The organism is Acidobacteriota bacterium, assembly GCA_003696075.1.
GTDB lineage: Bacteria > Acidobacteriota > Polarisedimenticolia > J045 > J045 > J045.
Genome location: RFHH01000021.1, coordinates 25,810 through 51,023 on the forward strand (window position 1 = coordinate 25,810; position 25,214 = coordinate 51,023).

General features: G+C 71.2%; 24 protein-coding genes. 6 read left to right on the plus strand and 18 right to left on the minus strand.

All coding sequences use genetic code 11. The features are described 5' to 3' along the window. Positions 1-18: 18 nt before the first annotated feature. The 13 genes from D6718_01165 to atpH form a co-directional block, all read right to left on the minus strand. The gene (locus D6718_01165; GenBank protein RMG48680.1) at positions 19-1,050 is read right to left on the minus strand and encodes a hypothetical protein; all 1,032 of its coding nucleotides are present in this window, start codon (positions 1,048-1,050) and stop codon (positions 19-21) included. After that, a complete protein-coding gene (locus D6718_01170) occupies positions 1,047-1,952 on the minus strand; it encodes a hypothetical protein (protein RMG48681.1) in 906 nt (301 codons plus the stop codon). Before D6718_01170 ends, D6718_01165 begins: the two co-directional genes overlap by 4 nt. 78 nt (positions 1,953-2,030) lie before the next feature. Further along, entirely contained in the window at positions 2,031-5,474 is a 3,444-nt protein-coding gene (gene mfd / locus D6718_01175; GenBank protein ID RMG48682.1) for a transcription-repair coupling factor, read from the minus strand. 64 nt (positions 5,475-5,538) lie between these two features. Next, positions 5,539-6,036: a GNAT family N-acetyltransferase gene (locus tag D6718_01180; protein RMG48683.1), complete on the minus strand. Its 498-nt coding sequence runs from the start codon at positions 6,034-6,036 to the stop codon at positions 5,539-5,541. After that, positions 6,036-6,602 carry a hypothetical protein gene (locus tag D6718_01185; GenBank protein ID RMG48684.1) on the minus strand — a complete coding sequence of 189 codons (567 nt, stop codon included), beginning with the start codon at positions 6,600-6,602 and terminating at the stop codon, positions 6,036-6,038. Before D6718_01185 ends, D6718_01180 begins: the two co-directional genes overlap by 1 nt. Beyond that, entirely contained in the window at positions 6,584-8,161 is a 1,578-nt protein-coding gene (locus tag D6718_01190) for a hypothetical protein (GenBank protein ID RMG48685.1), read from the minus strand. The genes D6718_01185 and D6718_01190 overlap by 19 nt, the downstream gene beginning before the upstream one ends. 43 nt (positions 8,162-8,204) lie before the next feature. Further along, entirely contained in the window at positions 8,205-8,741 is a 537-nt protein-coding gene (locus tag D6718_01195; protein ID RMG48686.1) for a D-glycero-beta-D-manno-heptose 1-phosphate adenylyltransferase, read from the minus strand. 11 nt (positions 8,742-8,752) lie between these two features. Then, positions 8,753-9,907 (minus strand): hypothetical protein, encoded by a 1,155-nt coding sequence (locus D6718_01200; GenBank protein RMG48687.1) that lies wholly within the window; start codon positions 9,905-9,907, stop codon positions 8,753-8,755. Positions 9,908-9,945: 38 nt separating this feature from the next. Continuing rightward, positions 9,946-10,401 carry a F0F1 ATP synthase subunit epsilon gene (locus D6718_01205; protein RMG48688.1) on the minus strand — a complete coding sequence of 152 codons (456 nt, stop codon included), beginning with the start codon at positions 10,399-10,401 and terminating at the stop codon, positions 9,946-9,948. After that, positions 10,398-11,843 carry a F0F1 ATP synthase subunit beta gene (atpD, locus tag D6718_01210; GenBank protein RMG48689.1) on the minus strand — a complete coding sequence of 482 codons (1,446 nt, stop codon included), beginning with the start codon at positions 11,841-11,843 and terminating at the stop codon, positions 10,398-10,400. Before atpD ends, D6718_01205 begins: the two co-directional genes overlap by 4 nt. Before the next feature lie 20 nt (positions 11,844-11,863). After that, the gene (gene atpG / locus D6718_01215) at positions 11,864-12,739 is read right to left on the minus strand and encodes an ATP synthase F1 subunit gamma (protein ID RMG48690.1); all 876 of its coding nucleotides are present in this window, start codon (positions 12,737-12,739) and stop codon (positions 11,864-11,866) included. A 3-nt stretch (positions 12,740-12,742) separates the two neighbouring features. Further along, a complete protein-coding gene (locus D6718_01220; protein RMG48691.1) occupies positions 12,743-14,407 on the minus strand; it encodes a F0F1 ATP synthase subunit alpha in 1,665 nt (554 codons plus the stop codon). Positions 14,408-14,451: 44 nt separating this feature from the next. After that, positions 14,452-15,009, minus strand: coding sequence for an ATP synthase F1 subunit delta (gene atpH, locus D6718_01225; protein RMG48692.1), 558 nt, complete (start codon positions 15,007-15,009; stop codon positions 14,452-14,454). A gap of 218 nt (positions 15,010-15,227) precedes the next feature. Between atpH and D6718_01230 the strand changes: the two genes are divergently transcribed. Beyond that, a complete protein-coding gene (locus D6718_01230; GenBank protein RMG48693.1) occupies positions 15,228-15,809 on the plus strand; it encodes a response regulator in 582 nt (193 codons plus the stop codon). Between the two features lie 11 nt (positions 15,810-15,820). Here the strand turns inward: D6718_01230 and D6718_01235 are convergent, their stop codons facing one another. Then, positions 15,821-16,225: a hypothetical protein gene (locus tag D6718_01235; protein ID RMG48694.1), complete on the minus strand. Its 405-nt coding sequence runs from the start codon at positions 16,223-16,225 to the stop codon at positions 15,821-15,823. Between the two features lie 98 nt (positions 16,226-16,323). On the opposite strand from D6718_01235, the gene D6718_01240 reads away from it, so the two are divergent. Further along, the gene (locus tag D6718_01240; GenBank protein RMG48695.1) at positions 16,324-17,478 is read left to right on the plus strand and encodes an A/G-specific adenine glycosylase; all 1,155 of its coding nucleotides are present in this window, start codon (positions 16,324-16,326) and stop codon (positions 17,476-17,478) included. Positions 17,479-17,649: 171 nt separating this feature from the next. On the opposite strand, the gene D6718_01245 is transcribed toward D6718_01240, so the two are convergent. Both D6718_01245 and D6718_01250 read right to left on the minus strand, forming a co-directional pair. Then, complete coding sequence (locus D6718_01245) at positions 17,650-18,543, minus strand: ParB/RepB/Spo0J family partition protein (GenBank protein RMG48696.1); 894 nt, start codon at positions 18,541-18,543, stop codon at positions 17,650-17,652. Next, entirely contained in the window at positions 18,485-19,297 is an 813-nt protein-coding gene (locus D6718_01250; GenBank protein ID RMG48697.1) for a ParA family protein, read from the minus strand. The genes D6718_01245 and D6718_01250 overlap by 59 nt, the downstream gene beginning before the upstream one ends. A 575-nt stretch (positions 19,298-19,872) precedes the next feature. Between D6718_01250 and D6718_01255 the strand changes: the two genes are divergently transcribed. The 3 genes from D6718_01255 to D6718_01265 are packed head-to-tail and all read left to right on the plus strand — an operon-like array spanning position 19,873 to position 22,664. After that, entirely contained in the window at positions 19,873-20,148 is a 276-nt protein-coding gene (locus D6718_01255; protein RMG48698.1) for a hypothetical protein, read from the plus strand. A gap of 51 nt (positions 20,149-20,199) precedes the next feature. Further along, positions 20,200-22,029 (plus strand): tRNA uridine-5-carboxymethylaminomethyl(34) synthesis enzyme MnmG, encoded by a 1,830-nt coding sequence (gene mnmG, locus D6718_01260; protein ID RMG48699.1) that lies wholly within the window; start codon positions 20,200-20,202, stop codon positions 22,027-22,029. After that, positions 22,026-22,664, plus strand: coding sequence for a 16S rRNA (guanine(527)-N(7))-methyltransferase RsmG (locus D6718_01265; protein ID RMG48700.1), 639 nt, complete (start codon positions 22,026-22,028; stop codon positions 22,662-22,664). The genes mnmG and D6718_01265 overlap by 4 nt, the downstream gene beginning before the upstream one ends. 10 nt (positions 22,665-22,674) lie before the next feature. On the opposite strand, the gene mnmE is transcribed toward D6718_01265, so the two are convergent. Then, complete coding sequence (mnmE, locus tag D6718_01270) at positions 22,675-24,009, minus strand: tRNA uridine-5-carboxymethylaminomethyl(34) synthesis GTPase MnmE (protein RMG48701.1); 1,335 nt, start codon at positions 24,007-24,009, stop codon at positions 22,675-22,677. Between the two features lie 134 nt (positions 24,010-24,143). Here mnmE and D6718_01275 point away from each other — a divergent pair, with 134 nt between their 5' ends. Then, positions 24,144-24,656, plus strand: a complete 513-nt coding sequence (locus D6718_01275) for a carboxypeptidase regulatory-like domain-containing protein (GenBank protein RMG48702.1) — start codon at positions 24,144-24,146, stop codon at positions 24,654-24,656. Positions 24,657-24,780: 124 nt separating this feature from the next. Here the strand turns inward: D6718_01275 and D6718_01280 are convergent, their stop codons facing one another. Further along, the gene (locus D6718_01280; GenBank protein RMG48703.1) at positions 24,781-25,137 is read right to left on the minus strand and encodes a hypothetical protein; all 357 of its coding nucleotides are present in this window, start codon (positions 25,135-25,137) and stop codon (positions 24,781-24,783) included. Positions 25,138-25,214: the final 77 nt, after the last annotated feature.

The following is a 25,214-nucleotide window of genomic DNA, read 5'->3' on the forward strand; positions in this document are numbered from 1 at the left end:
TTCCGCCTCCCACCCGGGCTAACGGACGACAAAACGGTCGCGGTACTCGTCGGGGATCCTGTCCGCGTAGTCCTTTCTGACCTCGATTCTCGCGGAGGCGATCAGCTCGTCCAGATACTTCCGGTAGGCCTCTTCGAATTTCCTGTCCCTGCAAGCCTTTTCGCAGTCGTCCCGGACCTCCTCGAACGGCTTGACGACCGCCTCTTTCCGCTCCTCGAGCCGCAGGATGTGCCAGCCCTGGTCCGTGCGGACCGGTCGTGAGACCTCGCCGGGGGCGAGCTCCTCGAGGGCGGCCGCGATCTCGGGGCGCAGGTCGTCCGGGTTCACGGGGCCGATGCGCCCGCCGATCGACTTCGACGCCGCCTCGGAGTATTTCTGGACGAGGTCACCGAAATCGGCGCCGGCGGCCGCCTCGGCGGCGATCTTCGCTGCGCGTTCGGCGAGCGCATCGGGATCCGACCCGTTCCGGTCCAGCAGCACGATCTCGCGGAACACCACCGAAGCCTCGGTGGAGAACAGCTCCCGGTGCTGCTCGTAGTAAGCGCGCGCTTCCTCTTCCGATACGCCGAGCGAATTCCGGACCTGCGTGTCGATGACATACTCAGGCATCGTGACGAGAAGGAGCGCCCGCTCCAGCTCCGACCGGTCCATCTGATACTTGCTGCGGAGCACTTCCTCCAGCTCCGCTTCGTTCGCCACTCCTTCGCGCTGCATGAACCGCTTCACCAGGTCCTTCTTGACCGCATCGAGATCGAAGAGCTGCTCCGCCTCCTGCAGCAAGAGATGTCGTTGGATTGCCTGCATCAAGACCGCCTGCCGCACCTCGTTCACGCGCCGGGCCAGCTCGCTGGCGGGCAGCCCTTTGTTCTGGAGTACCTCGGCGACCGCCTGGCGCTCCTGTTCGAGCAGCTCGGAAAGCGTCACGATGTCGTCGTTCACCCAGCAGACGATGTCCTCCACGAGCCGCTCGCCCGACGCGTCACCGGCTGCGGCGGGAACCGCGGCGAGCGCCGTACCGAGAAGGATCGCCGACAGCAGGAACGATCTCACGAGCCTTTCTCCTTCCGGCGCCTCGCGGTTCTCGGGGTCCTGATCCCCTCGAGCTCGGCGAGCCGTCGCAGCTCCTCCTCCTTCAACCTCGACATCTTCTCCGACCAGAGACGGTCCGCGACGCGCTGCCGCTCACCGGCGCGACCGGGATCGGGGTCCCGGTTCCGCGCCTCCAGCTCGAACAGATAGAAGGCGCCGTCGTACTCGACCGGTCTCGAGATCCCTCCCTCGGGAAGTTTGCGCAGGACGTCGGCGACGGGAGCCGGGAGATTGGAGAGCGGACGCTGCTGCAGGGCGCCGGCGTCCGGCGCGGTGCTCATCTCCTTGGCGACCGCTTCGAACGGCTCCTTCCGGCGGACCGTTCGCCGATAGGCCTCCGACGCCGCCTCGCGGGAGTCCACCCTGATCTGCCGGAAGACCGCGAATTCCCGCTGGACGCGCGGCGGCGCCGCGCCCAGCGCCGCGTCGATCTCCTCGTCGGTCACCTTGATCCTGGGCGCGAGAACCTTCTCCTCGTACAGGCGGGCGAGCACCGCCTGCCGCGCGTCGCGCTCCAGCTCCTCGCGGGAATCGCCCTCGGAGGCCGCCTGCGGGCCGAGCGCCTCGAGCTGCTCCCGGATCGCCTCCGCCGGGGCGACCAGCCCCTCCCGCTCCGCGGCACGAGCGAACAGGAGCTCGGCGAGGTACTCCTCGTAGAGCTGCTGCCTCGCTGCTGGATCGATCTCTTCCGCGGGAACACCGGCGTAGCGGCGCACGAAACGCTCGTACTGCTCGTCGGTGAGTTCCTCGCCGCCGATCCGGTCGATCCGGTCGCCGGTCTCCTCCTGCGGGGGAGAGCAGGCGGCGGTGGCCAGCGAAAGTCCGGCCGCGAGCAATGCCGCCCCCGCCGTCAGGTGACGCATCGCGCCTCCCTCGCCGCGCCGCCACCGCGCGGCCCGGTGTCCGATTATCCGCTGCGCGGCCGGTGTCGGCACGGGCCGTCAGCTCGCCAGCTTTTCGAGCGCCATTCGCGCCGCCTCCAGCCTGTCCGGGGCCTGCGCGGGCGGGCGGAAGGTGACCGCGCCCCCGGGCGTGATACCCAGGCTCCGGTCGCGCTGGAGCAGCTGCACGAGGCGTCTCGTGTCGATGCGCGGTCTCGAGCCGAAGCGGACCGCGACCCCGTCGCGGCTCCAGTCGATCGACACCGCCCCCTGTCTCGCGGCCTCGAGCCGAAGCTGCGCCACGCGGAACAGATCGATCACGGGCTGCGGGCAGCGGCCGAACCGGTCCTCGACTTCTTTCCGGAGCTCCTCGATCTCCCGTTCGCTCTCCGCCACCGAGAGCCGCTTGTAGACCGCCAGCCTCTGTCCGGAATCCGGGATGTAGTCCTCCGGCAGGTACGCCGGAACGCCGAGGTTCACGGTCACCGGTTCCGGTGCGGGCGGCTGGGGCTCGCCTTTCAGGCGCCGCACCTCCGCCTCGAGCATCTGCACGTACATCTCGAAGCCGACGGCGGCGATGTGCCCCGACTGGCGGGCTCCCAGCAGCTCGCCCGCTCCCCGAATCTCGAGGTCGAGCGCCGCGATGCGGAATCCGGCTCCGAGCTCGGTGAACTCCACGAGGGCGGCCAGCCGGCGCCTCGCCTCGGGGGTCAGCTCCCGGCGAGCCGGGACGAACAGGTAGGCGTACGCGCGCCGATCCGATCGGCCGACGCGGCCGCGCATCTGGTAGAGCTGGGCCAGACCGAACCGGTGGGCCTGATCGATCAGGATCGTGTTGGCGCGCGGGATATCGAGACCGTTCTCGATGATCGTCGTGGCCACGAGAACCTGAGTCTCTCCGCGGACGAAGGAGAGCATCGTCCGCTCCAGTTCCCTTTCTCCCATTCGGCCGTGCGCACAGCGGATCACCGCCTCGGGGACCAGCTCCTCGAGGCGGGAGGCGACCCGCTCGATCCCCTCGACGCGCGGGTGAACGAAGAAGACCTGCCCTCCGCGTCGCAGTTCGTTCCGGATCGCTGCCGCGGCGAGCGTCGGCGACCAGGGAGATACGAGCGTCTGGATGGCGTGGCGGTTTCGGGGCGGCGTTTCGATCACCGAGAGGTCGCGGACACCGGCGAGAGACATCTGGAGGGTGCGGGGGATCGGGGTCGCGCTCATCGCGAGGACGTGGACCCCCAAGGACAGCCTCTTGATCTTCTCCTTCTGGCGGACGCCGAAACGCTGCTCCTCGTCGACGATGAGCAGCCCCAGGCGCTTGAACCGCACGTCGCCGCTCAGCAGCCGGTGCGTGCCGATCAGGATGTCGACGCGCCCTTCCGCCGTGTCCGCGATGATGCGGCGCGCCTCGGCGGTGGACGTGAGCCGCGACAGCGCCTCGATCCTGACCGGCCACGCCGCCATGCGGGCGCGGAAAGTGGCCAGGTGCTGGACGGCCAGCACGGTCGTCGGCACGAGCACCGCCACCTGGTACCCCTCCTGAACGACCTGGAACGCCGCTCTGAGGGCGACCTCGGTCTTCCCGTAGCCGACATCGCCGCACAAGAGCCGGTCCATCGCCCTCTCCGAGGCGAGGTCGCGCCGGATTTCCTCCCAGGCCGCGCGCTGGTCGGGGGTCAGCTCGTGCGGGAAGGCCTGCTCGAACTCTTCCTGCCACCGGGTGCCGCCCCGGAACGGGCGGGCGCGGACGGTCATCCGGCGCGCGTACAGGTCGAGCAGATCCTTGGCCATCTCCTGGACCGCGCGCCGGACGTGGCGCCGGCGGCGCTCCCAACCGGTCCCACCCAGGCGATCGAGCGGAACCAGCGCGTGGTCTCCTCCGCTGTACTTCTGGATCAGGTCGAGCCGCGAGACCGGGACGTAGAGCCGATCGCCGCCGGCGTACTCGAGGACGAGCATCTCCTCGCCGGAACCCGGGTGGCGCTCCAGACCGGCGTACCGGCCGACCCCGTGGTCCACGTGCACCACACGGTCGCCGGGCTTGAGGTCGCGAAGGTCGGAGACGAACGCTCCGCCGCCGCGCCGGCGTCGGGGGGGAGGAGCGGGCGGATCGGCGCCGAACAGGTCCGGTTCCGCGAGGAGGGTGGCCCCTCCGGCGAACTCCACCCCCTCGTCGAGCCGGAGGTCGGCGAGGAGCAGCTCACCCGGCTCGGGGGACCACGGTCCCTCCCGGTCGACCTCCCTGGCGGCCAGGCCGGCTCCTTCGAGGATCTCCTGGAGACGCATTCGGCGTCCCCGGTTCCGCGCGGCCAGGATCACGGGCCTGCCCTCGCCGGTCCGGCGCCTCAGCTCCTCCTCGAGGGCGTCGAGCCGCCCCTCGAAGCGGACGGGAGGCCGGGCGCGCAGGTCGAGCGGCTCGCGCCCGCTGGCCGGACACGGCAGCTCCCCGATCGTCACCTGGGCGGTTTCCAGTCGGGAGGCGACCGCCTCCGGCGGGACGAACAACCGCCGCGGTGGCGGGACCGCGTCACCTCCCTCGGCCGATTCCCGATGGGCTGCCTCGAGATCCTCCCAGGTGGAGCGGAGTCGGGCGAGCGTCTCCTCCGGCTCCCACACCGCAAGCAGCGCCTCCTCCGCCAGCCGGTGCAGCGGAACGAGGTCCTCCCGGTAGAGCGCAGGGGCTCCCTCCACCCCGGCGAGGAGCTGGTCGACGAGCCGGGGAAGCCCTTCCCGCGTCGCGGGAGCCTCCGCGAGGACCTCCCGCGCGCGCCCCACGAGGCGGTCCAGCAACCGCTCGGCCTGGTCGGGCGCGATCGGTGCCTCGCGCGCGGGGAGCCACCGCACCCGGTCGATGCGCCCCGTCGTGCGCTGGGTCGCCGGATCGAACCGGCGGAGGGACTCGACGATGTCTCCGAGGAGCTCGACGCGGACCGGCGCTTCCTCCTGCGGCGGCCAGATGTCGAACAGACCGCCGCGACGGGCGAAGTCGCCCGGCGCCACGACGACGTCGGCGACCCGGTAGCCGGCTTCGACCACCTCCCGAGCCAGCCGGGGAAGATCGACCCGCCCTCCCCGGGCGATCTGGCCGCCCCACTTTCTTATCTCTTCCCTTCCCGGTACCGGGGTGAGGAACGCGGCGACCGGGACCACGATGACCACGGACGCCCCCCAGGCGAGGGCGTCGAGCGCGGCGACACGCTGGGCGGCGACCGCGGGGTGGCTCGGGATCCCGCGGTAGGGGTCGGCCTCCAAGGCGGGCAGCCGCACCGGTGCCGGATCGCCTCGGACCGGATCGAGCAGCCCCTCGAGGGCTCGGGTCAAACTCCTGGCACCCGCATCGTCCGCCGCCACCAGAAGCGTGGGGCCGCGCCGGGAGCGGACGGCCTCCACGAGCGCGAGCAGACGGGCGGTCCGCGACAGGCTCGCTGCGTGCACGCGCGGACCGCCGCCCGCCGCGCGGGCGAGCCGCCGCACAACGTCGTGTCCCAGCAGTTCCGCGATCCACATCGTGAGCCGGTCCCGGGCGGACGACCCGCCGCCGCGACAGGATGGACCACGCCCTTGCGAGCCGCTACCGCGCAGCAGCCTGGGGCGAGAAGCGGAAGGTGACGTGCCCCGAACGGTCCACCGGTGACGGCGGCGGTACCGGGCGGAACCCCGCCGCACGCCAGACCGCGAGCGCGGCCCGGTTGTCCTCGGCGACGACGAGCCACACGGAGCAACCCCGGTGCATCCCGAGGTCTCCGGCGTGGCGGGCGAGCCGGCAGCCGATCCCCCATCCCCTGGCGAACGGGCGGACCCGAAGGGCGCTGGCGAACAGCCCTTGCTCGAAGGGCGCGACGATGACGCCACCCAGGGCCACCGGGCCGGCGACCGCCACGTAGGCGTGCGCCAGCGATCCCGTGCGAGCCGGGTCCCTCTCGAGGTCGCCGAAGACGGCGCGCCAGCGCCCCGCCGGATCGTCCAAGGCACGGACGATCCGCACCCGGCGCCGCACGGGGCGGCCGGCGGCGCGCCAGGCCCGCGTCCGCTGGACCGCTTCCAGGACCTCTCGAAGCGCCCGCCGCATCACGCCTCGGGCGGTTCGTCAGGCCACGGAGGAGGAGCCCGCGCCGCCCATCGCACGAGCAAGGCGAACGCGGACAGCCACACCAGGATCGTCGCGGCGTTGAGAATGCCGAGGAGGCGGTGAGCCCGGCGAAGTGCCGCGACGGCGGAGAGTTGGTGCCGAAGGGATCGCGCCACCCGTTGCACCTCGGCATCCGGCTCGGGCGCCTTCAGGTACTGCTCGAGCGCGGAGAGCGCCTGGTCGATCCGGCCCCCGAGCTGCAAGGCTTCCAGAAGCTGGGCGAGAGCGTGCCGGTCCTGGGGCGCCTGCCGGAGCCGCGCGCGGTACAGCTCCGCCGCCTGGTCGATATCGAGGAGATCCAAGGCGAGATCCGCTCGCCACATCAGGATCGTCCCTCGATCGGCTTCGCCGAAAGGCACCTGCTCGAGAATTCTCAGGGCCTCCTGCTTTTCACCGGCGAAGGAAAGCCGCGCCGCTTCCGCGAGCGATGGGGGCGGACTCCCCCCGCCGGATGCAAGAGCGACCGCTGCCAGCGCCGCGGGGACCATCACGGAAGCCGGCTCCACGCCACGAGCGAATCTCGGAGCAACAAGTGCTCGAACGGCGTTCCGTCGTCCGTCAACGGCGCGAACCCCGGCCGCCCCGGCCATTTGGCCGCGCGCTGCCAACCCGCCAGCAACAGGCGCCGGAGGTCCTCGAATTCCGAGGCCATCCGGGAAGCGTCCTGAGCGCGCAGCCGGGCCGAGGCACCCGTCAGATCCAGCGGCAGATCTCGGCGCGCGAGAATCAACATGTTCAGGCTTCCCGGGATGCGCTCGACGAAGACTTCGCCGAAGGACGCGCGCACGCTCTCGAGAAGCCGAGGAAGCGCTTCTCCGTCCGCGATGGGCACGATGACGTTCATGCCGAAGACACCGCCGTGCCGGAGCCGGTCCTTGACCGTTTCGAAGAACTCTCTCGTCGCCAGGTGCGATGGGACCTGCCTCGCTCGGGAGAACACATCCAGAACGATCGCCCTGTAGGTCCTCTTCGACACCAGGTTGTACTGCCGCGCATCCGCGATCTGAAGCGACAGGTGCGGATCGCCTCGGTCGAGCCCGAAGAAGCGCTCGCCGATCTCGACCAGCTCGGGATCGATCTCGACGCCGTCGATCCTGAGATCGGAAAAAGGGCCGAAGAAATGTTCGACTTGACGCCCGACGGCTCCCACCCCGTAACCGAGGACGAGCAGATCGAGCCGCTCACCCGGGCGCCATCCGGAGAGCCAAGGCAAACCGAGGAAGTGATCGAAAACCAATCCCCCCGACAGGAAGGAGCCCTCCCGAAGCACCGCCTGGGCGCCGCGCCTCTGGCCTTCCGTCTGGAGAAGAAGCGCGTCGCCGCGCCGGGTCACCCTGGCGTACTGGTAGGGGGTCTCCGTCTCGTAGAGGACGTTCGGGCCGGGAAGCACCGGGCCCGGCGGCACGGCGGCCGAGACGGCCACGAAAACGGTCCCCACCGCTCCGGTCGCTCTGGCCAGCGGACCGCTCCCACCCGCGAGGCCGGGCAGCGCGATCACCAGAAGCGCCAGCGAGGCGAGGAGAACCGTCCGGTGGCTGCCGATCGCCGGGACGAGCCAGAGCGTGGTGCCGAATGTGCCGGCGATGGCGCCCGCCGTGACGGACGCCGAGCATGCGCCCGATGCCCAACCCACCCCGCCAGCCCGGGAAAGAAGGCGAACGGTCATCGGACTCATGGCCCCCATCAAGAACAGCGGGGGCGCGAAGAGAAGGAGGGTGGCGAACAGCGACGCGCGCACGAGGAGAGGCACAGCGGATGACTCGGCGGCCGCCTCGGGAACCAGGAGCGGGCACAGCGCGCGCACGGCCCATGGAACGCCGGCGGACAGCACCGCGGCCAGAATGGCGACCGTGACGAGGGGGCCCAGACCGGGCCGCCTGTCGGCCAGTCTTCCGCCGGCATAGTAGCCCGCGGCGAGCGCGGCCAGGATGACCCCGATGACATTGGTCCAGGTGTAATTCGAACTGCCGAAGTACGGGGCCAGAAGGCGCGGCGCCGCGACCTCGAGCACCATCATCGAGAAGCCACCGGCCCCGGCGAGTGCGAGCAAGTAAGCCGTCAGCAAGCGGCGCTGGCCGGGTCCGGCCTTCCGCCGTGCCGCTGAACTCTCAAGGCGAGCCATCGTCCCGATCTCCCAAGCGAACGCGGATCCGGTGAACGAGCGCCGAGGTGGACACGCCGGGTTCGAGGGGGACCCGGAGGACGCTGCCTCCCCATCCGCGCACCTCCCGCGCGCCGACGATGCGGGACTCCGGCCAGTCGGCGCCTTTCACCAGGACGTCGGGCCGGAGGGCGAGGATCACGGCGAGCGGGTCGTCCTCGCCGAAGGCGACGACGAGGTCGACCGGCTCCAGGGCGGCGAGAAGCTCGGCGCGCTCTGCGAGCGGCACCAGCGGGCGCCCGGGGCCCTTGAGCCGCGCCACCGAGGCATCGTCGTTGACCGCGACGACGAGCGCGTCGGCGGCGGAGCGGGCGGCGGTGAGAAGGCGAACGTGACCGCTGTGGAGCAGGTCGAAGCAGCCGTTCGTCAGGGCGACGCGCCGCCCCTGCTCGGCCAGACGCGCGCGCCACTCCCGGGCCCGCTCGAGCGGAACCGGAATCTCCGGTTCCATTCCCCAACCCCGCGGGCCGCGCCCTCCGTCCATGCGGAGAGCCCTCAGCGCGCCAGGATCGAGCGCCCCAGCTCCGCCTCCCGGAACTTCTCGTAGGGCACGATCTCGCCGTTGTACACGGCGTAGAGCTTCGGCTGCTGGATCACGTCGCCGTTCAGGTCGAAATCGATCCGCCCGCTGACTCCCTGGTACTCGATGTTGAGCAGCGCCGAGCGGATCTGGGTCGGCGCGGGCAGCTTGGCCGCCTCGATGGCGGCGGCGAGCACCTTGGCCGCGTCGTAGCCGTGCGCTGCGAAGGTGTCCGGATCCTCTCCGTAGCGGTTCCGGTACGCCTCGACGAACCGCTGGACGGCGGGATCCTTCGCCCCGGGGTCGAATCCGGTCTGGGGGAACACGAGCCCCTCCGCCGCGGTTTCGGCGGCCTCGATGAGGTCTCGCGTGACCGCCGAGGTGGCCAACCTGGCGATCTTGACTTTCTCTTTCTCGATCGCGCGGAGCAGCGCCGCCATGTCGTCGACATAGGCCGCGATGTAGACCGCCTCCGCGCGGGACTTGGCGAGTTCGCGGGCGATCCGCCGCGCGGAGGCCTCGTCGAGGCTTCCCTCGAAGTCGGCCCGGTAGACGATCCGGCGGGTGGGTGCCTTGTAGTGTTCGGCGAAGACGTCGGCGACCCCCTGGCCGAAGCTGTCCTTGACCGCCACCACCGCCACCCGCGAGAGCACCATGTCCCGGCAGAAGGTGGCCATCCGGTAACCCTCGCCGATGTCGCTCGGGTAGACCCGGAAGAACCAGTCGCCCCCTTCCTTCGTCAGGGTGGGGCTCGAGGCCGCCGGGCTGAGCAGGATCGTCTCGTGCTCGTTGAAGATCGGCACGAGGCGCAGGGCGACGGACGAGGTGGCCGGGCCGATCACCGCGGGGACCCCCTTCTCGAGCAGCTCGTGTGCGGCAGCCTCGGCCACGTCGCCGTTGGTGGCGGTGTCGTGACACTCGAATTCGATGCGCCGCCCTCCCAGCACGCCGCCCGCCTCGTTGATTTCGTCGATCGCGAGCTCGATTCCGCGCTTGATCGGCCGGCCGTACACGGCGGCGGCACCGCTTTCGGGGATCAGCCCGCCGATGTGAATCGGCGCCGGCGGGCCGCAGGCGGCGGCGAGGAGCAGCCCGACCACGGCGGTCGTCATCAGCCCGGGCGAGCGCACGGTGCACCTCCTTCGGAGCACCGCCGGAGATCGGGGCGTCAGGAGGTGATCTGGGTCGCGGAGATCCTCGCCAGGTGTTTGCTGAGGCGGAACCTCACGATCTCCGGGTCGGTCTCCGGATGGGGCTCTCGGAGCATTCTCTCATAGTGGCTGACCTTGCTGCGAGCCCTCTCGGCGTCGATCTCGTGGGCCAGCTCGCAGGTCTCGGCCAGCACGGTCACGCGGTCGGGCAGGATCTCGGCGAACCCGGAGCTGATCGCCATCACCTCCGTCCGGCCGTCCCCGCGCGCGATCGCCACACCCGGCGCCAGGCCGGCGAGCAGGGGAGCGTGTCCGGGCAAGACGCCGAAGGATCCCTCCTCGCCCTGGAGAATGACTTCGTCGACCTCCCGGGAGAGGACCCTTCGCTCCGGGGTGACGATCTCCAGTTTGAGCTTCTCGGGAATCACCGCGCTCTCCTCGAAGTCCCGGCCGCCCGATCCGGCACGCCTCAGGCGGCCTGGCTCTCGCGGATCTTCTTCGCCTTCTCCACCGCCTCGTCGATCGTCCCGACGTACAGGAAGGCCTGCTCGGGCAGATCGTCGTGCTTCCCCTCGACGATTTCGCGGAAGCCGCGGATCGTGTCGGCCAGCTCGACGTAACGCCCCTCGAGCCCCGTGAACTGCTCCGCGACGAAGAACGGCTGGCTGAGGAACCGCTGCAGCTTCCGCGCCCGCGACACGGTCAGTTTGTCCTCTTCGCTCAGCTCGTCCATTCCCAGAATGGCGATGATGTCCTGAAGCTCCTTGTAGCGCTGCAGGACCCGCTGCACCTCGCGCGCCGTGTTGTAGTGCTCCTCGCCCACGATCCGCGGGTCGAGGATCCTGCTGGTGGAGGTCAGTGGATCGACCGCGGGGTAGATTCCGAGCTCGGCGATCTGCCGGCTCAGCGTGGTCGAGGCGTCCAGGTGAGCGAAGGTCGTGGCGGGAGCCGGATCGGTGTAGTCGTCGGCGGGAACGTAGATCGCCTGGACCGAGGTGATCGATCCCCGCTTGGTGGATGTGATCCGCTCCTGCAGCTCGCCCATCTCGGTGGCGAGGGTGGGCTGATAGCCCACTGCCGAGGGCATCCGTCCGAGCAGCGCGGACACCTCCGATCCCGCCTGGGTGAATCGGAAGATGTTGTCGATGAACAGGAGAACGTCCTGTCCCTCGTGGTCCCGGAAGTACTCCGCCACGGTGAGACCGGTCAACCCGACCCGGAGCCGCGCCCCCGGCGGCTCGGTCATCTGGCCGTAGATCAGCGCGGCCTTCGATCGCTCGGGGTCTCCGGCCACGATGACCCCGCCCTCCTGCATCTCGAGCCAGAGATCGTTCCCTTCGCGCGTCCGCTCGCCGACGCCGCTGAAGACGGAGAATCCGCCGTGCTTCATGGCGACGTTGTGGATCAGCTCCATGATGAGGACGGTCTTCCCGACGCCGGCGCCTCCGAACAGACCCGTCTTGCCGCCCTTCATGTAGGGCTCCAGCAGGTCGATCACCTTGATCCCGGTCTCGAACATTTCGATCGTCGTCGACTGCTCTTCGAACGACGGGGGATGCCGGTGGATCGGCCAGCGCTCGGCGCCCTCGACGGGTCCCATCTCGTCCACCGGCTCGCCGAGCACGTTGAGCACGCGTCCCAGCGTGGGGCGCCCCACGGGGACCGTGATCGGCGCCCCGGTGTCGACGGCCTCCATTCCGCGCACCATCCCGTCCGTCGGGTTCAGCGCGACGCAGCGCACACGGCCTTCGCCGAGATGCTGCTGGACCTCCAGCGTCACGTGGACCGGGATCCCCGACTCCTTGCCCTCGTCGTCGACCTTGATGGCCGTGTAGATCTCGGGCTGGTGCCCCTCGGGGAACTGGAGGTCCACCACCGGGCCGATCACCTGGATCACTTTCCCGACCTTCGCCATCTTCGTCCTCGCCGTGAGCGTCAGCCCAGCGCCTGCGCGCCGCTGACCACCTCGATGATCTCGGTGGTGATCGCCGCCTGCCGGGCTCGGTTCATCATCAGCGTCAGTTTCGCGATCATCTCGTCCGCGTTCCGCGTCGCGGAGTCCATCGCCGTCATGCGCGCCGCATGCTCGGCCGCGATCGATTCCAGGAGCGCGTGGTAGACCAAAAACGCGAGGTAGCGAGGCAGAAGCCCGCGCAGCAGCCGCTCCGGAGACGGTTCGTACAGGTATTCGGAGGCGGCAGCTTCCTCGCGCTCCGCCTTCTGCAGGCCGGCGAGTGGGAGGAGCGGTTGCACCACGACGCGCTGGGCGATCGTCGTCTTGAACTCGTTGAAGACCAGGAACACCCCATCGACGAGGCCGTCGACGAACCGCTCCTCGACGCCGCGAGCGAGATCCACTGCGAAGGTGTAGTCCATGCTGCGGAAGACGTCCTGATGACGCTCGCGGACCTTCGCGCTCCGGCGGCGATAGTGGTCGACCGCCTTCTTGCCGACGAGGGTCAACTCCACTTCCCGCCCGGCATCGGTGTGCCGCCGCCACTCGTTTTCGGCGGCCCGCAGGATGTTGGCGTTGAACGACCCGCACAAGCCCTTGTCGCCGGCGATGACGATCAACTCGACCTTGCGCAGCTCCCTGACCGCGAGGAGAGGATGCCGGCCCGGCTCCACCCTCCTGGCGACCTCCTCGATGACGCGGCGGAGCGAATGCGCGTACGGCCTCGCGGCCAGCATCTGCTCCTGGGCCCGACGCAGCTTGGCCGCCGACACCAGCTTCATCGCTCGCGTGAGCTGACTGGTGTTCTTGACGGAGCGGATGCGGCGCTTGAGATCGCGTGTGCTGGCACCGGCCATCGATCAGCCCTCGGCCAGCGCCGCCGCGTAGCGCTCCCGGAACTCCCCGAGCGCGCCGCGGATCATCTCCGCCAGCTCGTCGTCCATCTTCTTCTTCGTCCTGATCGCCTCCAGGACCTCGGGCCGGCTGTTGTCGAGGAACTCGTACAGCCGCCGCTCGTACTCGGCGATGCGCGAGACCGGAATCTCGTCGAGGAACCCGTTCGTCCCCGCGAAGATGATGACGATCTGTTTCTCCACCGGCAGCGGCGAGTACTGGTCCTGCTTGAGGATCTCCTGAAGGCGCTGCCCGCGGGCGAGCTGCGCCTGGGTCGCTTTGTCGAGATCGGATCCGAACTGGGCGAACGCAGCGAGGTCGCGGTACTGCGCCAACTCCAGTCGCAGGGTACCGGCCACCTTCTTCATCGCGGGGATCTGCGCGTTGCCGCCCACTCGGCTCACCGACAGGCCGGCGTTGACCGCCGGGCGGACGCCGGAGTGGAACAGGTCGGTCTCGAGATAGATCTGACCGTCGGTGATCGAGATCACGTTGGTCGGGATGTACGCCGAGACGTCGCCGGCCTGGGTCTCGATCACCGGGAGCGCCGTCAGCGACCCGCCGCTTTCCGGCAACACCCGCAGCTCGTAGCCGTCTCCCAGCTCTTCGAGCTTCTTCTGCGCCTCGTGCAAGCCGGGAACCCCGTGGTAGAGCACCCCGTCCACACCTTCGCGGGTGTCCGCGGGGGCGTCCTTCTTGACGATGATCCGCGTCTCCCGGAGTTTCGCCGCCCGCTCGAGAAGCCGGGAATGCAGGTAGAACACGTCGCCGGGGTACGCCTCCCGCCCGGGGGGCCGCCTGAGCAGGAGCGAGATCTCGCGGTATGCCGCCGCCTGCTTGCTCAGATCGTCATAGACGCACAGAACGTGACGGCCTCGGTCGCGGAAGTACTCGCCCATCGCGCAGCCGGAATAGGGCGCGAGGAACTGCATCGGCGCCGGATCGGAAGCCGCCGCGACGACGACGATGCTGTACTCCATCGCGCCGTATTCCTCGAGCGTCTTGACGACCTGCGCCACGGTGGACTGCTTCTGGCCGATCGCGACGTAAATACAGATGACGTCCTTGCCGCGCTGGTTGATGATCGTATCGATCGCGATCGCGGTCTTGCCGGTCTGGCGGTCGCCGATGATCAGCTCACGCTGGCCCCTGCCGATCGGGATCATCGAGTCGATGGCCTTCAGGCCGGTCTGGAGCGGCTCGTTGACCGGCTGGCGGTAGACGACGCCCGGCGCAAGGCGCTCGACCGGATTGTGCTCGGTCGCCTCGATGGGACCGCGCCCGTCCACCGGCCGCCCGAGAGCGTCGACGACCCGCCCGAGCAGCGCCTCCCCCACCGGAACCTCGATGATGCGCCGCGTCCGGCGCACCTGGTCGCCTTCCTTGATCTTCAGGAAATCGCCGAGGAGAACGGCGCCGACGGAGTCCTCCTCGAGGTTCAGCGCGATTCCGTAAACGTCGTGGGGGAGCTCGAGCAGCTCGAGGTAGGCCGCCTTCTCGAGGCCGTAGATCCGGGCGATGCCGTCCCCGACCGCAGTGACGGTTCCCACCTCGGCGACGTCGATCTTCTCTTCGTAGCCCTCGATCTGCTGCTTGAGGATCTCGGTGATCTCGCCGATGTTGAACTCCATCGCTCACTCCCGGGCGGGCGCCGGCCCTGCGCCCGCCGAACGGCTCAGCCGGCCTGCGACGCCGAGATCATTCTCGAACGCAGCCGCGCCAGGCGGGTCTTCAAGCTCCCGTCGAAGACCGTGGTGCCGATCTTCGCCACGATGCCGCCGAGCAACGACGGATCGACGCGCTTTTCGACGAGGAGTCGGCTGCCCGCCGCGCGGCTGAGGGCGGCCACCAGGCGCTCCTGGAGATCCGCGTCGAGCGGAACCGCCGAGATCAGCTCCGCCCGCCGCACGCCCGAACGCGCTTCGTGCACCTTCTCCACCGCTTCGGCGATCTCCGGGAGCAGAGGAAGACGCTCGTTCGCGGCGATCACCTCGAGGAACCGCCGTGTTCGCTCCCCCGCGCCGAGGCGCTCGGCGATCGCGGCGATGACGCGCCCCTTGGAGTCCGCCGAGACGACCGGGTTCTTGAGGACGCGGGCCAGCTCCGGAACCTTGCGGACGAGTTCGGCGATGCGGGCGACCTCCTCCCGGACCCGCCCCAATTCCTCGTCGGAGGGGACCGCCTCGGAAAGCGCCTGCGCATAGTGCTGGGCCACGAGGCGCACGCTCGACATCGGGGAATCTCCGTCGGCGCCGGCCCGGCGCCTGGCCTTGGGAACCTACCGGTGGGACGTCGCCGCGGCGCCGACACCACGGCCACCGCCGCACGGCACGCAGCAAAGGCGTGGATGTTAGCCAGGGCGCCTAGTGCCGTCAACCCGGACGGGCGCCGGAATTGCCCCCCGATCGGTCCGGCTTAGATTCGAAGACGGGGCTGGAAGGAGGTGCCGCCGTGGACGCCACGGTCCTTTTCGTCGACGACGAGCCGCACGTCCTCGAGGGGCTCCGGCGGGCGATGCGGGGCGAGCCTTATCGGGTGCTCGTGGCCGGATCGGGGCGCCACGCACTCGAGATCCTGGGCCGCGAGGAGGTCGATGTCCTCGTCACCGACGAGGAGATGGACGGGATGCGAGGCTCGGAGCTGGTCGCGAGGGTGAGACTGCGCCACCCGGACACCGTCCGGATCCTCCTGACGGGCCGGGCCAGCCTCCCGGGGGTTCTCCGGGCCGTCAACGAAGGGGAGATCTACCGCTTCCTGACCAAGCCCTGCAACGTGGAGGAACTGAAGGCGGCCCTCCGCCAGGCGGTGGTGCACCGGCGTCTCCTCGTCGAGGGGAGACGCCTGCTGGCCATGGTCCGCAGGCAGCGGGCCCTGCTCGAGCGGCTGGAGCGGGAGCACCCGGGGATCACCGCGCTGGAGACCGACCCGGACGGCGCCCTCGTGATCGATCTCGCGGAGATGCCGGCCGACGAGCTGGTCCGGGAGATGAGGCGCGAAAGCGAGCGCGCGACCGCCCAGCCCGCGACTCCCTGAACGGTCCCGGCTCAGGCCCGGGGAAAGCTCCCCGCCTCTTCCGGCGGCTCCCCCGTCTCGAGCCACGCCACCAGCCTCTGGTAGCGTTCGATCTCCTCGTCGTCCGCCGGGAAGAACAGCCCTCCGCACACGCCGTCGTCCCGTGCGCTGGTCCGGAGGTTCATCACGAGCAATTCCCCCTCGATCGTGAGATCCCCGACGACCAAGGTCACCTCCGGCAGGCAGTCGCCCGGCTCGAGAAGGGGCAGGGGCCTCGAGAAGGTGAAGGAAATCCCGGAAGCGCTGATGTCGCGCAGGGGCAGGTCCACGGGCCGCGGGCCCAGGAACGGGTAGAGAAAGCGCACGCGGCCCGAAACGCCGGGGGGAAGGCGGAAGCGGCGGTGCTTCCGGCGGCACGCGATCACGGGTGGGAGCATCGGAGTCGCTTCTCCTGTCGGCTTTTCCGGGCGATCCGCCCCCATGCCGGAATCTAGGCGTCCGGCCTCGCCCGGGCCAGAGGCATCGGAGGGTGGCGATGGGTTATCGTCGCCGCGTGCGCGGTACGACCTCCGAACGGGCCGAGCTTCCGGCGGCAGCCGGAGCGCTAAGGCGGTCCCTTCTGAACTGGTTCGAACGAAACCGGAGAGATCTGCCGTGGCGCAACCGCCGGGATCCGTTCGCGGTCTGGGTCTCCGAAATCATGCTCCAGCAGACGACCGCCGCCACGGCGGCCCGCTACTACGGTCCCTTCCTCGAGCGGTTCCCCGACGTCGCTGCCCTGGCCGCGGCCCCCGAGGACGAGGTGCTCGCGGCGTGGTCGGGTCTCGGTTACTACCGGCGGGCGCGCCGCCTGCGTCTCGCCGCCCGCCGCATCGTGGCGTCGGGGGGCCGGTTCCCGTCGACTTCTCGCGAGTGGCTCCGGCTGCCCGGTGTCGGGCGCTACGCCGCCTCGGCCATCGCGTCGATCGCCTTCGGCGAGCCGGTCGCGGCGGTGGACGGCAACGTGCGGCGAGTGCTCGCGCGGCTCCTGGCCCTGGAAGGCGACCCCGCGCGAGGCAGCGGCGCGCGCCGAATCGAAGACGCCGCCTCTCGGCTCGTGGCCGGTGCCCGGCCCGGCGACGTCAACGAGGCTCTCATGGATCTGGGGGCGACGACCTGCAGGCCCCGCCGGCCGGACTGCGCGCGCTGCCCCTGGCGCAGGTGGTGCCGCGCGCTGGCGGACGGCTCCCCAGAGAGGTTTCCCCCGCCACGGACCCGCCCGGACGAGATCCGCGTCGCGCGCGCCGCCGCCCTGCTCCGCGGGCGCGGTTGCGTCCTGCTGCGCCGGGGGCCGCGGGGAAGCCTGAACGAGGGGATGTGGGATCTCCCCGGGGCCGAGCTGTGGCGGTCCGGGCCCGGCGCTTCGCGGGGAGGCGAGCCCGAGTCGTGGTCTCCCCGGATGGCGAGGCGCTTTCGGCTCGCGCTGCGCCGGGAAACCGGGCTCGCGATCCGCCCGGGCCGGCTCCTCGGAACCTTCCGCCACGTCATCACGCGCCACCGGATCCGCTTGTTCGTCGTCGAGGCCCGCCTGGAAGCGGAGCCCGCCGGCGACGGGTGGGCGTGGTTCTCTCCTCCCCGCCTGGCCGGGGCTGCTCTCACCAGCGCCGCTCGCCGGGCCCTCCGGGCAACCGGAGTCCTGACAGAGCGTTGAGATCCGGGGGCGGCCGGCGCGAAGAGGGGCTGGCCGTGGCCGCGACCGGGGGTTGCGAAGGGGTGGCGCGGCTCTGCCGCGCCGCGTCAAACAGCGCAGCGCCCAGCGGACGGCCGATGTCGGCGGTCCGACAACCGGCGTTGCCGCGTCGCGGCAGCCCGCGGCCGGGCCTCAGGAGCTCGCGCCGCTGGCACGCAGGAGCAGGGAATAGAGGCGCTGGAGGTCGTCGTCGTTCGCGAAACGGATCTCGATCCTCCCGCGGCCCGCTCGGGTCTGATGGATGGTGACGCGCGACTGGAGGGCGCGGGCCAGCGTCCGCTCCGCCGCAGCGACGTTGGGGTCGCGCCGAGAGGCGGCGTCCCGCCGCCTCAGGCCGGCGAGCGGGTCGGACGCGCGCCTCACCTGCTCTTCGAGCTCGCGCACCGACCACCCGCGGGCGACCGCCTTTCGAGCCAGAGCCACTTGCGCCACCGGGTCGCGGAGTCCCGCCAGGGCCCTGCCGTGCCCCATTTCCAGGCGCCCCTTCTCGAGAAGCTCCCGAACCTCCTCGGGCAGCTCCAGGAGCCTGAGGTAGTTGGCCACCGTGCTCCGGGGCTTGCCGAGCCTCTCGGCCACCTCCGTTTGCGACAGGCCCAGCCGGCGGACGAGTTCCCGGAAGGCGAGCGCCGTTTCGATCGGTCCGAGGTCGTCGCGCTGGAGGTTCTCGATGAGGGCGATCTCGAGGAACTTCTCGTCGGGAAGGTCCCGCACGATGACGGGGACCCGCGCCAGACCCGCCTTTCTCGCGGCGCGCAGCCGGCGCTCGCCCGCGATCAGCGTGTAGCGGCCGTCGGGGTCCTTCCGGACGAGGAGCGGCTGGAGGACCCCCGCGTTGCGGATCGACTCCGCGAGCGCGTCGATCTCCGCCTCGTCGAACTCGCGGCGGGGCTGCTGCGGGTTCGGACGGATCCGAGCGATCTCGACGTCTTGCGGGGCGCCGCCGAGGTCGACGCCGCCCGGGGGCACGTCAGGAATCAGGCTGCCCAGCCCCTTCCCGAGCGCCCTTCTCTTCGGCTCTCCCTTCACGGTCCAGGATCTCCTTCGCCAGCTCGAGGTAGGCGGCCGCCCCCTTCGAGCGGGAGTCGTAGAGGAAGATCGGCTTGCCGAACGAGGGGGCTTCGCCCAGCCGGATGTTGCGCGGGATGACCGTCTCGTAGACGGCCCCCCGGAAGAACTGCATCACTTCCTGCGCGACCTGACGCGAGAGGTTGGTGCGCTCGTCGTACATCGTGAGAAGAACGCCCTCGACCTCCAGGCGAGGGTTGAGCGACCGTTTCACCCGCCTCAGCGTCTCGATGAGCTGGGTGACCCCCTCCAGGGCGAGGTACTCGCACTGGATCGGGATCAAGACCGAGTCCGCCGCGGTCAGGGCGTTGACCGTCAGGAAGCTCAGGCTCGGGGGGCAGTCCATCAGCACGAACTCGTAGGCGTCTCTCACCGACCGCAAGAGATCCGCCAGGCGGAACTCGCGCCTCGGCAGGCCAGCGAGCTCCACCTCCGCCCCCGTGAGTTCGTTTTCCGAGGGGCAGAGGAAGAGGTTCTCCATGTCGGTCGGGAGCAGGATCTTCTCGAGGGAGACGCCTTCGATGAGGGAGTCGTAGATGGTGGCGCGGGCGGGATCGCGTTCGAATCCGAGCGCCCTCGTCGTGTTCGCCTGCGGGTCGAGGTCGATCAGCAAGGTGCGCCGGCCCGCCATCGCGAGCCCGGCCCCCAGGTTGACGGCGGTGGTGGTCTTCCCCACGCCCCCCTTTTGATTGGCCACGGCGATGGCGCGCCCCATGGTTCCCGGCCGTCCGTCCTCTCGAAGCGGCGAGGATAGCACACCGGTCGCGCGGGCCGGGACCTCCGCCGGCCCCAACTCGCTCCCGTCTCGGTGTTCCACGTGGAACGTCGCCAGAGAGGACCCGGGCGGGGCGCCGGCCGAGCGGCTCGGCCCTTCCCTCCGGCCGGCCCCATCCTCTCGCGCGGGAAGGATCGCGAGGCGATGCCGGGACGGCCGCGCATCTCGAACGGCGCACGTGGCCGCGCGCCGGCCTGCGATCGCGCAACTGTTCCACGTGGAACACCTCGCCGCACCGCACCTCCCACGGGGACGAGGAAGGACGGGCCCGGCGCGGGCTCTTCCCCGGCAACCGTTCGGAGGTGCACCCTCGATGGTGCGCTACGTCGGCCAACTCGATGAAAGGCGGGCACCTTGCGCCGATTTCGCGCGAAGCGGGCGGTTCGGCACGGCAACCGCGAAGGGCTCATCGAGTTGCGACGAAAAACGCACCATTGGGGAAGCACCTCGCAACCGCTCCACGTGGAACATCCCGGGTCCGCCCTTGGGGCGGCCCGAGGCCGGCTCCGACTCGGATGGCGGGAGCCGCCGGCCTGGAGGTGTTCCACGTGGAACATCTCTCGTCCGGCACGCGCCGCGACGCCGAAGAGGATCCCGCACGAACCGCGGGACGCCGCCGCGCCGGCGGTGTTCCACGTGGAACACTGAACACTCCCCCGCGCCCCGCGGCTGCCGCGCGGGTGTCGGGAGGGTCCGATCCGGCGCGCCGGAGCTGGCCGGCCCGCCGGTGTTCCACGTGGAACACCCGGACCCGCGTCCGGCGGGTGAGGATCGCCGGCGCGTCGGCTTGACCGGAGGCAAGGCGTGGTTTTGACTCTCACCTTCCGGAAGAGGAGGAGCGGGTGACGAGGAACCTTCCCCCGGTCGTCGTGATCGGCGGCGGCCATGCCGGTGTCGAGGCAGCGGATGCGGCCGCGCGGCTCGGGGCCGACGTGGTCCTCGTGACGCTCCGGCCGGAGGCGCTCGTCCGCCTTTCCTGCAATCCCGCCATCGGCGGGATCGGGAAGGGGCACCTGGTGCGCGAGATCGACGCGCTGGGCGGCCTGATGGGGAGGGCGGCCGACGCCGCGGGGATCCACTTTCGGGTCCTGAACCGGAGCCGCGGCCCGGCCGTGAGGGGGCCTCGGGCCCAGCAGGACTTCGAGACTTACCCCGCGGTGGTGCGGAGGCTTCTGGGCCGCCACGGGCGGGTCGAGCTCCTCGCGGGGGAGGTGGTGGGCCTCCGGTTCGACGGCGATCGCGTGAGCGCGGTCGAAACCGCGGCCGGAGAGGTCATCGAGGCGGCCTCGGTCGTGGTGACGACCGGGACCTTCCTGGGCGGAAAGCTCTTCCGAGGCGAAGAGGAGGAGCCCGGGGGACGCGCCGGCGAGCCGCCGTCCGTTGCCCTCTCCGAAGCCTTGAGGATGGCGGGTCTCCGCCTCGGGAGGTTCAAGACGGGTACGCCGCCCCGCCTCCTCGCCCGCTCGGTCGATCTGCAGCGATTCGAGGTTCAGCCCGGCGACGAGCCTCCCGAGCCGTTCTCGTTCGCGAACCTCGCGCTCCCGCGGTTCCGGCCCCCGATGCCGCAGGTGCCGACGCACCTCGCGCAGACGAACCCCCGGGTCCATGCGGTGGTGAGGGCGAACCTCGACCGTTCGCCGCTGTACACCGGGCGGATCCGGGCCAAGGGTCCCCGCTACTGCCCCTCCTTCGAGGACAAGGTCGTCCGTTTCCCGGACCGCGACCGCCACCTCCTGCACCTCGAGCCGATGGGAATCGAACATCCCTGGATATATGTGAACGGACTTTCGACAAGTCTTCCCCCCGAAGCGCAGGAGGAGATCGTCCACGCCATCGAGGGCCTGGAGGATGCCGTCATCGCCCGCTACGGCTACGCGGTGGAGTACGACTACGCGCCGCCCACCCAGTTGCACCCCACCTTGGAGGCGAAGACTCGGAGGGGCCTCTTCCTCGCCGGGCAGATCTGCGGCACGACGGGATACGAGGAGGCGGCCGGTCTGGGGTTGGTCGCGGGCGTGAACGCGGCACTGAGGGCCATGGGGCGAGACCCCTGGGTCCCGGACCGCTTCGACAGCTACCTCGGCGTCATGGTCGACGATCTGACGACCCGGGGCGTTCTCGAACCGTACAGGATGTTCACCTCGCGCGCCGAGATGCGGCTGTCGCTCTCGCCGGACACCGCGGATCGGCGGTTGCGCCCCGTCGCCGAGCACCTGGGGCTCGTCAGCCGTGCCGACCTCGAGCGGACGGAGCGCAGATGGGAGGCGATCCAGGCGGCGCGCGCCGCGCTGGAGCGGCGGGGACCTCGGGGCTCGGCGGCCCAGCGCCTTCGCCGGGGCGAACCGCCCGAGGAGGTCCTCTCCGAGGTGGAGGCCGCCCGCCGCCTGCCGCCCGCGGACCGCGCCACCCTCGCCGCCTCGGTCCGTTACGAGGGCTACCTCGAGCGGGAACGGAAGGAGGTGGCGCGCCTGCGCCAGGCGGAGTCGATCCGCCTTCCCCGGGACTTCGACTTCTCCCGCATTCCGGGGCTGTCTCACGAGGTGCGCGAAAGGCTGGCGGAAGTCCGGCCCGCCTCCCTGGGGCAAGCCGCCCGCATCCCCGGGGTGACGCCGGCGGCCCTAGCCCTGCTCGCCGCCGCGGTGGGCACCCGGCGGCACGCTGCACCGGCGTGATCGCGCCGGATCGGGAAGCGCTCGGAGCGGCGCGGCGCCTGCTGAGGCGGCGCCCCGAACTTCCGGAGGAGGTCCGCGAGCGGCTCGCGCTCCACTTCGGGCTGCTGTACGCGTGGAACGCGCGAATCAACCTCACCGCGCTCCGCGACCCGCACGTCGGGGCGGTGCGGCTCCTCGAGGAGTCGCTCGAGGCCTTGCCCTGCTTTCCGGAGCCCGCGGGGACCCTGGCCGATCTCGGCTCGGGAAACGGCTACCCCGGACTCGCTCTGCTTTGCGCTTTGCCCGGGTGGTCCGGGTATCTCGTGGAATCGGTCGAGCGGAAGGCGGCCTTCCTCAGCGCCGCCGTCCGAGAGGTCGGGCTCGGCGACCGGGTGCGCGTCCTCCACCAGCGGATCGCTTCTCCCCGGGACGTGCCGGATCGGGCCGGCACGGTCACGATGCGCGGTTTCCCCCGGCCGGTCGACTGGATCGCCCGCCTGGCGGCCGGCGAGCCTCCGCGCCGAGTCGTGGCGTGGCTCGGAAAGGCCGACGCGGTGGCCGCTGCCCGTCGCGTCGGGGGTTCCCGCCGCTCCCGCGTGATCCCTCTCGGTGAGGGACGCGGGGTTCTTCTCTGCGTGGAGCGGCTACGGGGCTGAGGGGAGCCGGTCACTTTCCGATGCAAAAGCGCGAGAAGATGCGCTCCAGAATCTCCTCCGGACCGACCTGTCCGAGGATCTCCCGCAAGTGCCCCACCGCTTGGCGCAGCTCGAGCGCCGCCAGCTCGGGTTCCCCTCCCGATCCCAGCAGGGTTCCCGCGCGCTCGAGGGCCGCCCGCGCCCTGTCGGCGGCGTGGCGGTGCCGCTCGTTCGCCAGGGCGACGCTCTCCAGCGGCGCCTCCCCGGGCGCCTCGAGCCGCCGGGCGATCTCGGCCCGGAGCCGGTCGATACCGGCCCCGGTGACGTTGCTCACGACGAGAGATCCGGGGACGGGAGGCGCGGCCGGCGGCCGGTCGCCGTGAGTCGCGACGAGCAGCTCGCGGGGGCCGGCCGGCGCGGGACGCTCACGCGTGGTGAGAGCGTAGACGCGAAGGACGAGGTCGGCCTCGCGTGCGGCCTGCCAGGCCCGTTCCTGCCCCGCCGCGTCGGCCTTCGACACCGCCGCGCCGACTCCCGCTGCGTCGACGAGCCGCACGGGCAGGCCCTCGATCACGACGACCTCCTCCACGAGGTCGCGGGTCGTCCCCGGCTCGTCGGTGACGATCGCCCGGTCCGAGCCGACGAGGTTGTTGAACAGCGAAGACTTCCCGGCGTTCGCCGGCCCGTGGAGCACCACCAGCGCTCCCTCCCGCACCCGCCGCGCGATGGCGCTGCGCTCGAGGAGCGCTTCGAGGCGGCCCGCGAGCTCCCGCGATTTGGCCCCCAGCCGTTCCGGGTCGGGCCGCAGCCGCTCCTCCTCGTCCGGGAAGTCGAGCCCCGCCTCCAGTTCCGCGAGGAGCGAAGCCACCTCCTCCGCGAGAGGCTGCAGCGCGCGCGCCACCTCTCCGCGGAGCTGGCGCGCGGCGAGATGCGCCTGTTCGACGGTGGCCGCCTCCACGAGGTCGGCGATCGCTTCCGCCTGGGTGAGATCGAGCTTGCCGTTCCGGACGGCCCGCACCGTGAACTCGCCGGGATCGGCCGGGCGAGCACCCGCCCGGCGGCATGCGGCGAGGAGTTCCCGCACCACCGCCGGCGAGCCGTGGCAGGTGATCTCCACCATCTCCTCGCCGGTGTAGCTCCTGGGCGCGGGAAACCAGACCGCGACGGCGGTGTCGAGCTCGCGGCCCGATCGATCGGACAGAACCGTCAAGTGCGCGTAGCGCGGGCGGGGCCGGGCGGGGAGGGACGGTGCGACGCGCCGTGCGACTTCCAGCGCCCGGGACCCGCTCAGGCGAACGACCGCGAGGGCCCCGCGCCCCGGCGGCGTCGCGGGTGCGACGATCGTGTCCCCTTCCTTCTGCGCCATCGCGGTGCTCCCTGCGGCCCGTCGCGCCGCGCCCGCGGATTGTCGTCCGGCCAGCCTTGACGCGCACGCGACCGCGGGGGAGAGTTGGGCTCTCGCGCGCCACGGGCCCGCGCTGCGATCCGGAGGCAGACTCGATGCGACCGCTCTGCAGAACGCCGCTCGCGCTCGCGCTCGCCGCCTGGCTCGCCGCCGCGCCCGGTGGGGCGGCGCTCGCCCAGTCCTCGACCGCGGGCCTCCGGGGAGTCCTCCTCGACCAGGAAGGACTTCCCGCTGTCGGCTTCCAGGTGGGATTGCGGCGGGCCACAGGGGACCTCTTCCTCTCCCCGCCCACCGGAAAGGACGGATCGTTCGCGCTCGCCGGGCTTCCACCGGGACGCTACGAACTGACCGCGTTCGATCCCCGCGGCGAGGAGTTGGGCGTCACGCGGAAGCAGGTTCTTCTCGAGGCGGGGCGGTACGAGCGCGTCGAGCTTCGCCTCTCCGGTCCTCCGCATCCGCCCGGCCGCGCACCGGCACCCGAACCGGCGGCCGAGCGGCCGAAGGCCGGGCGCCTGGTCACGATCGGAATCCCCGTCGCCGCGGCGGTGGTCGCCCTTCTCGTCGCGGGCGGCGGAGGCGAAGCGCCGGTGTCACCCTCGTCCCCGTGAGACGGACAGCCGCGCGGCGCGTTCCCGGCGCGGGCGAACCCGCGGACGCGGCCGCTGTCGATCACGGCCGGGCATCGACTCCCGCGCCCCCGACGCTCCGCCCTCGCGCGGCGGGGTGCTTCTCCTAGGGGGCGCAGCTTCCGCTCCTGCGCCCTCCGGTAGCCCGTCGCCGGGCCGGCGAATCGCCCACCGTCCGAACGGCTCCCCCGGAGATCCCGGCCGCTCCGCCACCTTCGATCTCTCCGCCGGCGCCCTCTGCCTCCGCCTCGGGACGCGCTCGGCCGATCGCCGCCACGCCGGCCGGTCCGGTCGACCCGACCGCGGCTCCCGCTCCGGCCGGAACCGCCTCCGGCTGGCGCTCATCGGCCCCGGCCGCCGCAGCGGCGCCCCGGCTTCGTTCAGCACCGGCCCCGCTCCCGGCCGCACCGGCGCGGCCGCTGCCGCGGATGGGGAAGCGGGGAGGGTTCCTCCAGCGCGGCATGCCGCAAAGATGACGGGAGCCGCGCTGCTGCGGAAGGGCCGATCGGCGGGTGCGGCCCGGAAGCGGGAGCCCGGGCC

Coding starts and splice junctions, on each gene's coding strand:
- D6718_01170 (RMG48681.1), bottom strand. CDS start 1,952: ATGCGTCACCTGACGGCGGGGGCGGCATTGCTCGCGGCCGGACTTTCG.
- mfd (RMG48682.1), bottom strand. CDS start 5,474: ATGTGGATCGCGGAACTGCTGGGACACGACGTTGTGCGGCGGCTCGCC.
- D6718_01180 (RMG48683.1), bottom strand. CDS start 6,036: ATGCGGCGGGCGCTTCGAGAGGTCCTGGAAGCGGTCCAGCGGACGCGG.
- D6718_01195 (RMG48686.1), bottom strand. CDS start 8,741: ATGGACGGAGGGCGCGGCCCGCGGGGTTGGGGAATGGAACCGGAGATT.
- atpD (RMG48689.1), bottom strand. CDS start 11,843: ATGGCGAAGGTCGGGAAAGTGATCCAGGTGATCGGCCCGGTGGTGGAC.
- atpG (RMG48690.1), bottom strand. CDS start 12,739: ATGGCCGGTGCCAGCACACGCGATCTCAAGCGCCGCATCCGCTCCGTC.
- D6718_01220 (RMG48691.1), bottom strand. CDS start 14,407: ATGGAGTTCAACATCGGCGAGATCACCGAGATCCTCAAGCAGCAGATC.
- atpH (RMG48692.1), bottom strand. CDS start 15,009: ATGTCGAGCGTGCGCCTCGTGGCCCAGCACTATGCGCAGGCGCTTTCC.
- D6718_01235 (RMG48694.1), bottom strand. CDS start 16,225: ATGCTCCCACCCGTGATCGCGTGCCGCCGGAAGCACCGCCGCTTCCGC.
- D6718_01240 (RMG48695.1), top strand. CDS start 16,324: ATGGGTTATCGTCGCCGCGTGCGCGGTACGACCTCCGAACGGGCCGAG.
- D6718_01250 (RMG48697.1), bottom strand. CDS start 19,297: ATGGGGCGCGCCATCGCCGTGGCCAATCAAAAGGGGGGCGTGGGGAAG.
- D6718_01255 (RMG48698.1), top strand. CDS start 19,873: ATGGCGGGAGCCGCCGGCCTGGAGGTGTTCCACGTGGAACATCTCTCG.
- mnmE (RMG48701.1), bottom strand. CDS start 24,009: ATGGCGCAGAAGGAAGGGGACACGATCGTCGCACCCGCGACGCCGCCG.
- D6718_01275 (RMG48702.1), top strand. CDS start 24,144: ATGCGACCGCTCTGCAGAACGCCGCTCGCGCTCGCGCTCGCCGCCTGG.
- D6718_01280 (RMG48703.1), bottom strand. CDS start 25,137: ATGCCGCGCTGGAGGAACCCTCCCCGCTTCCCCATCCGCGGCAGCGGC.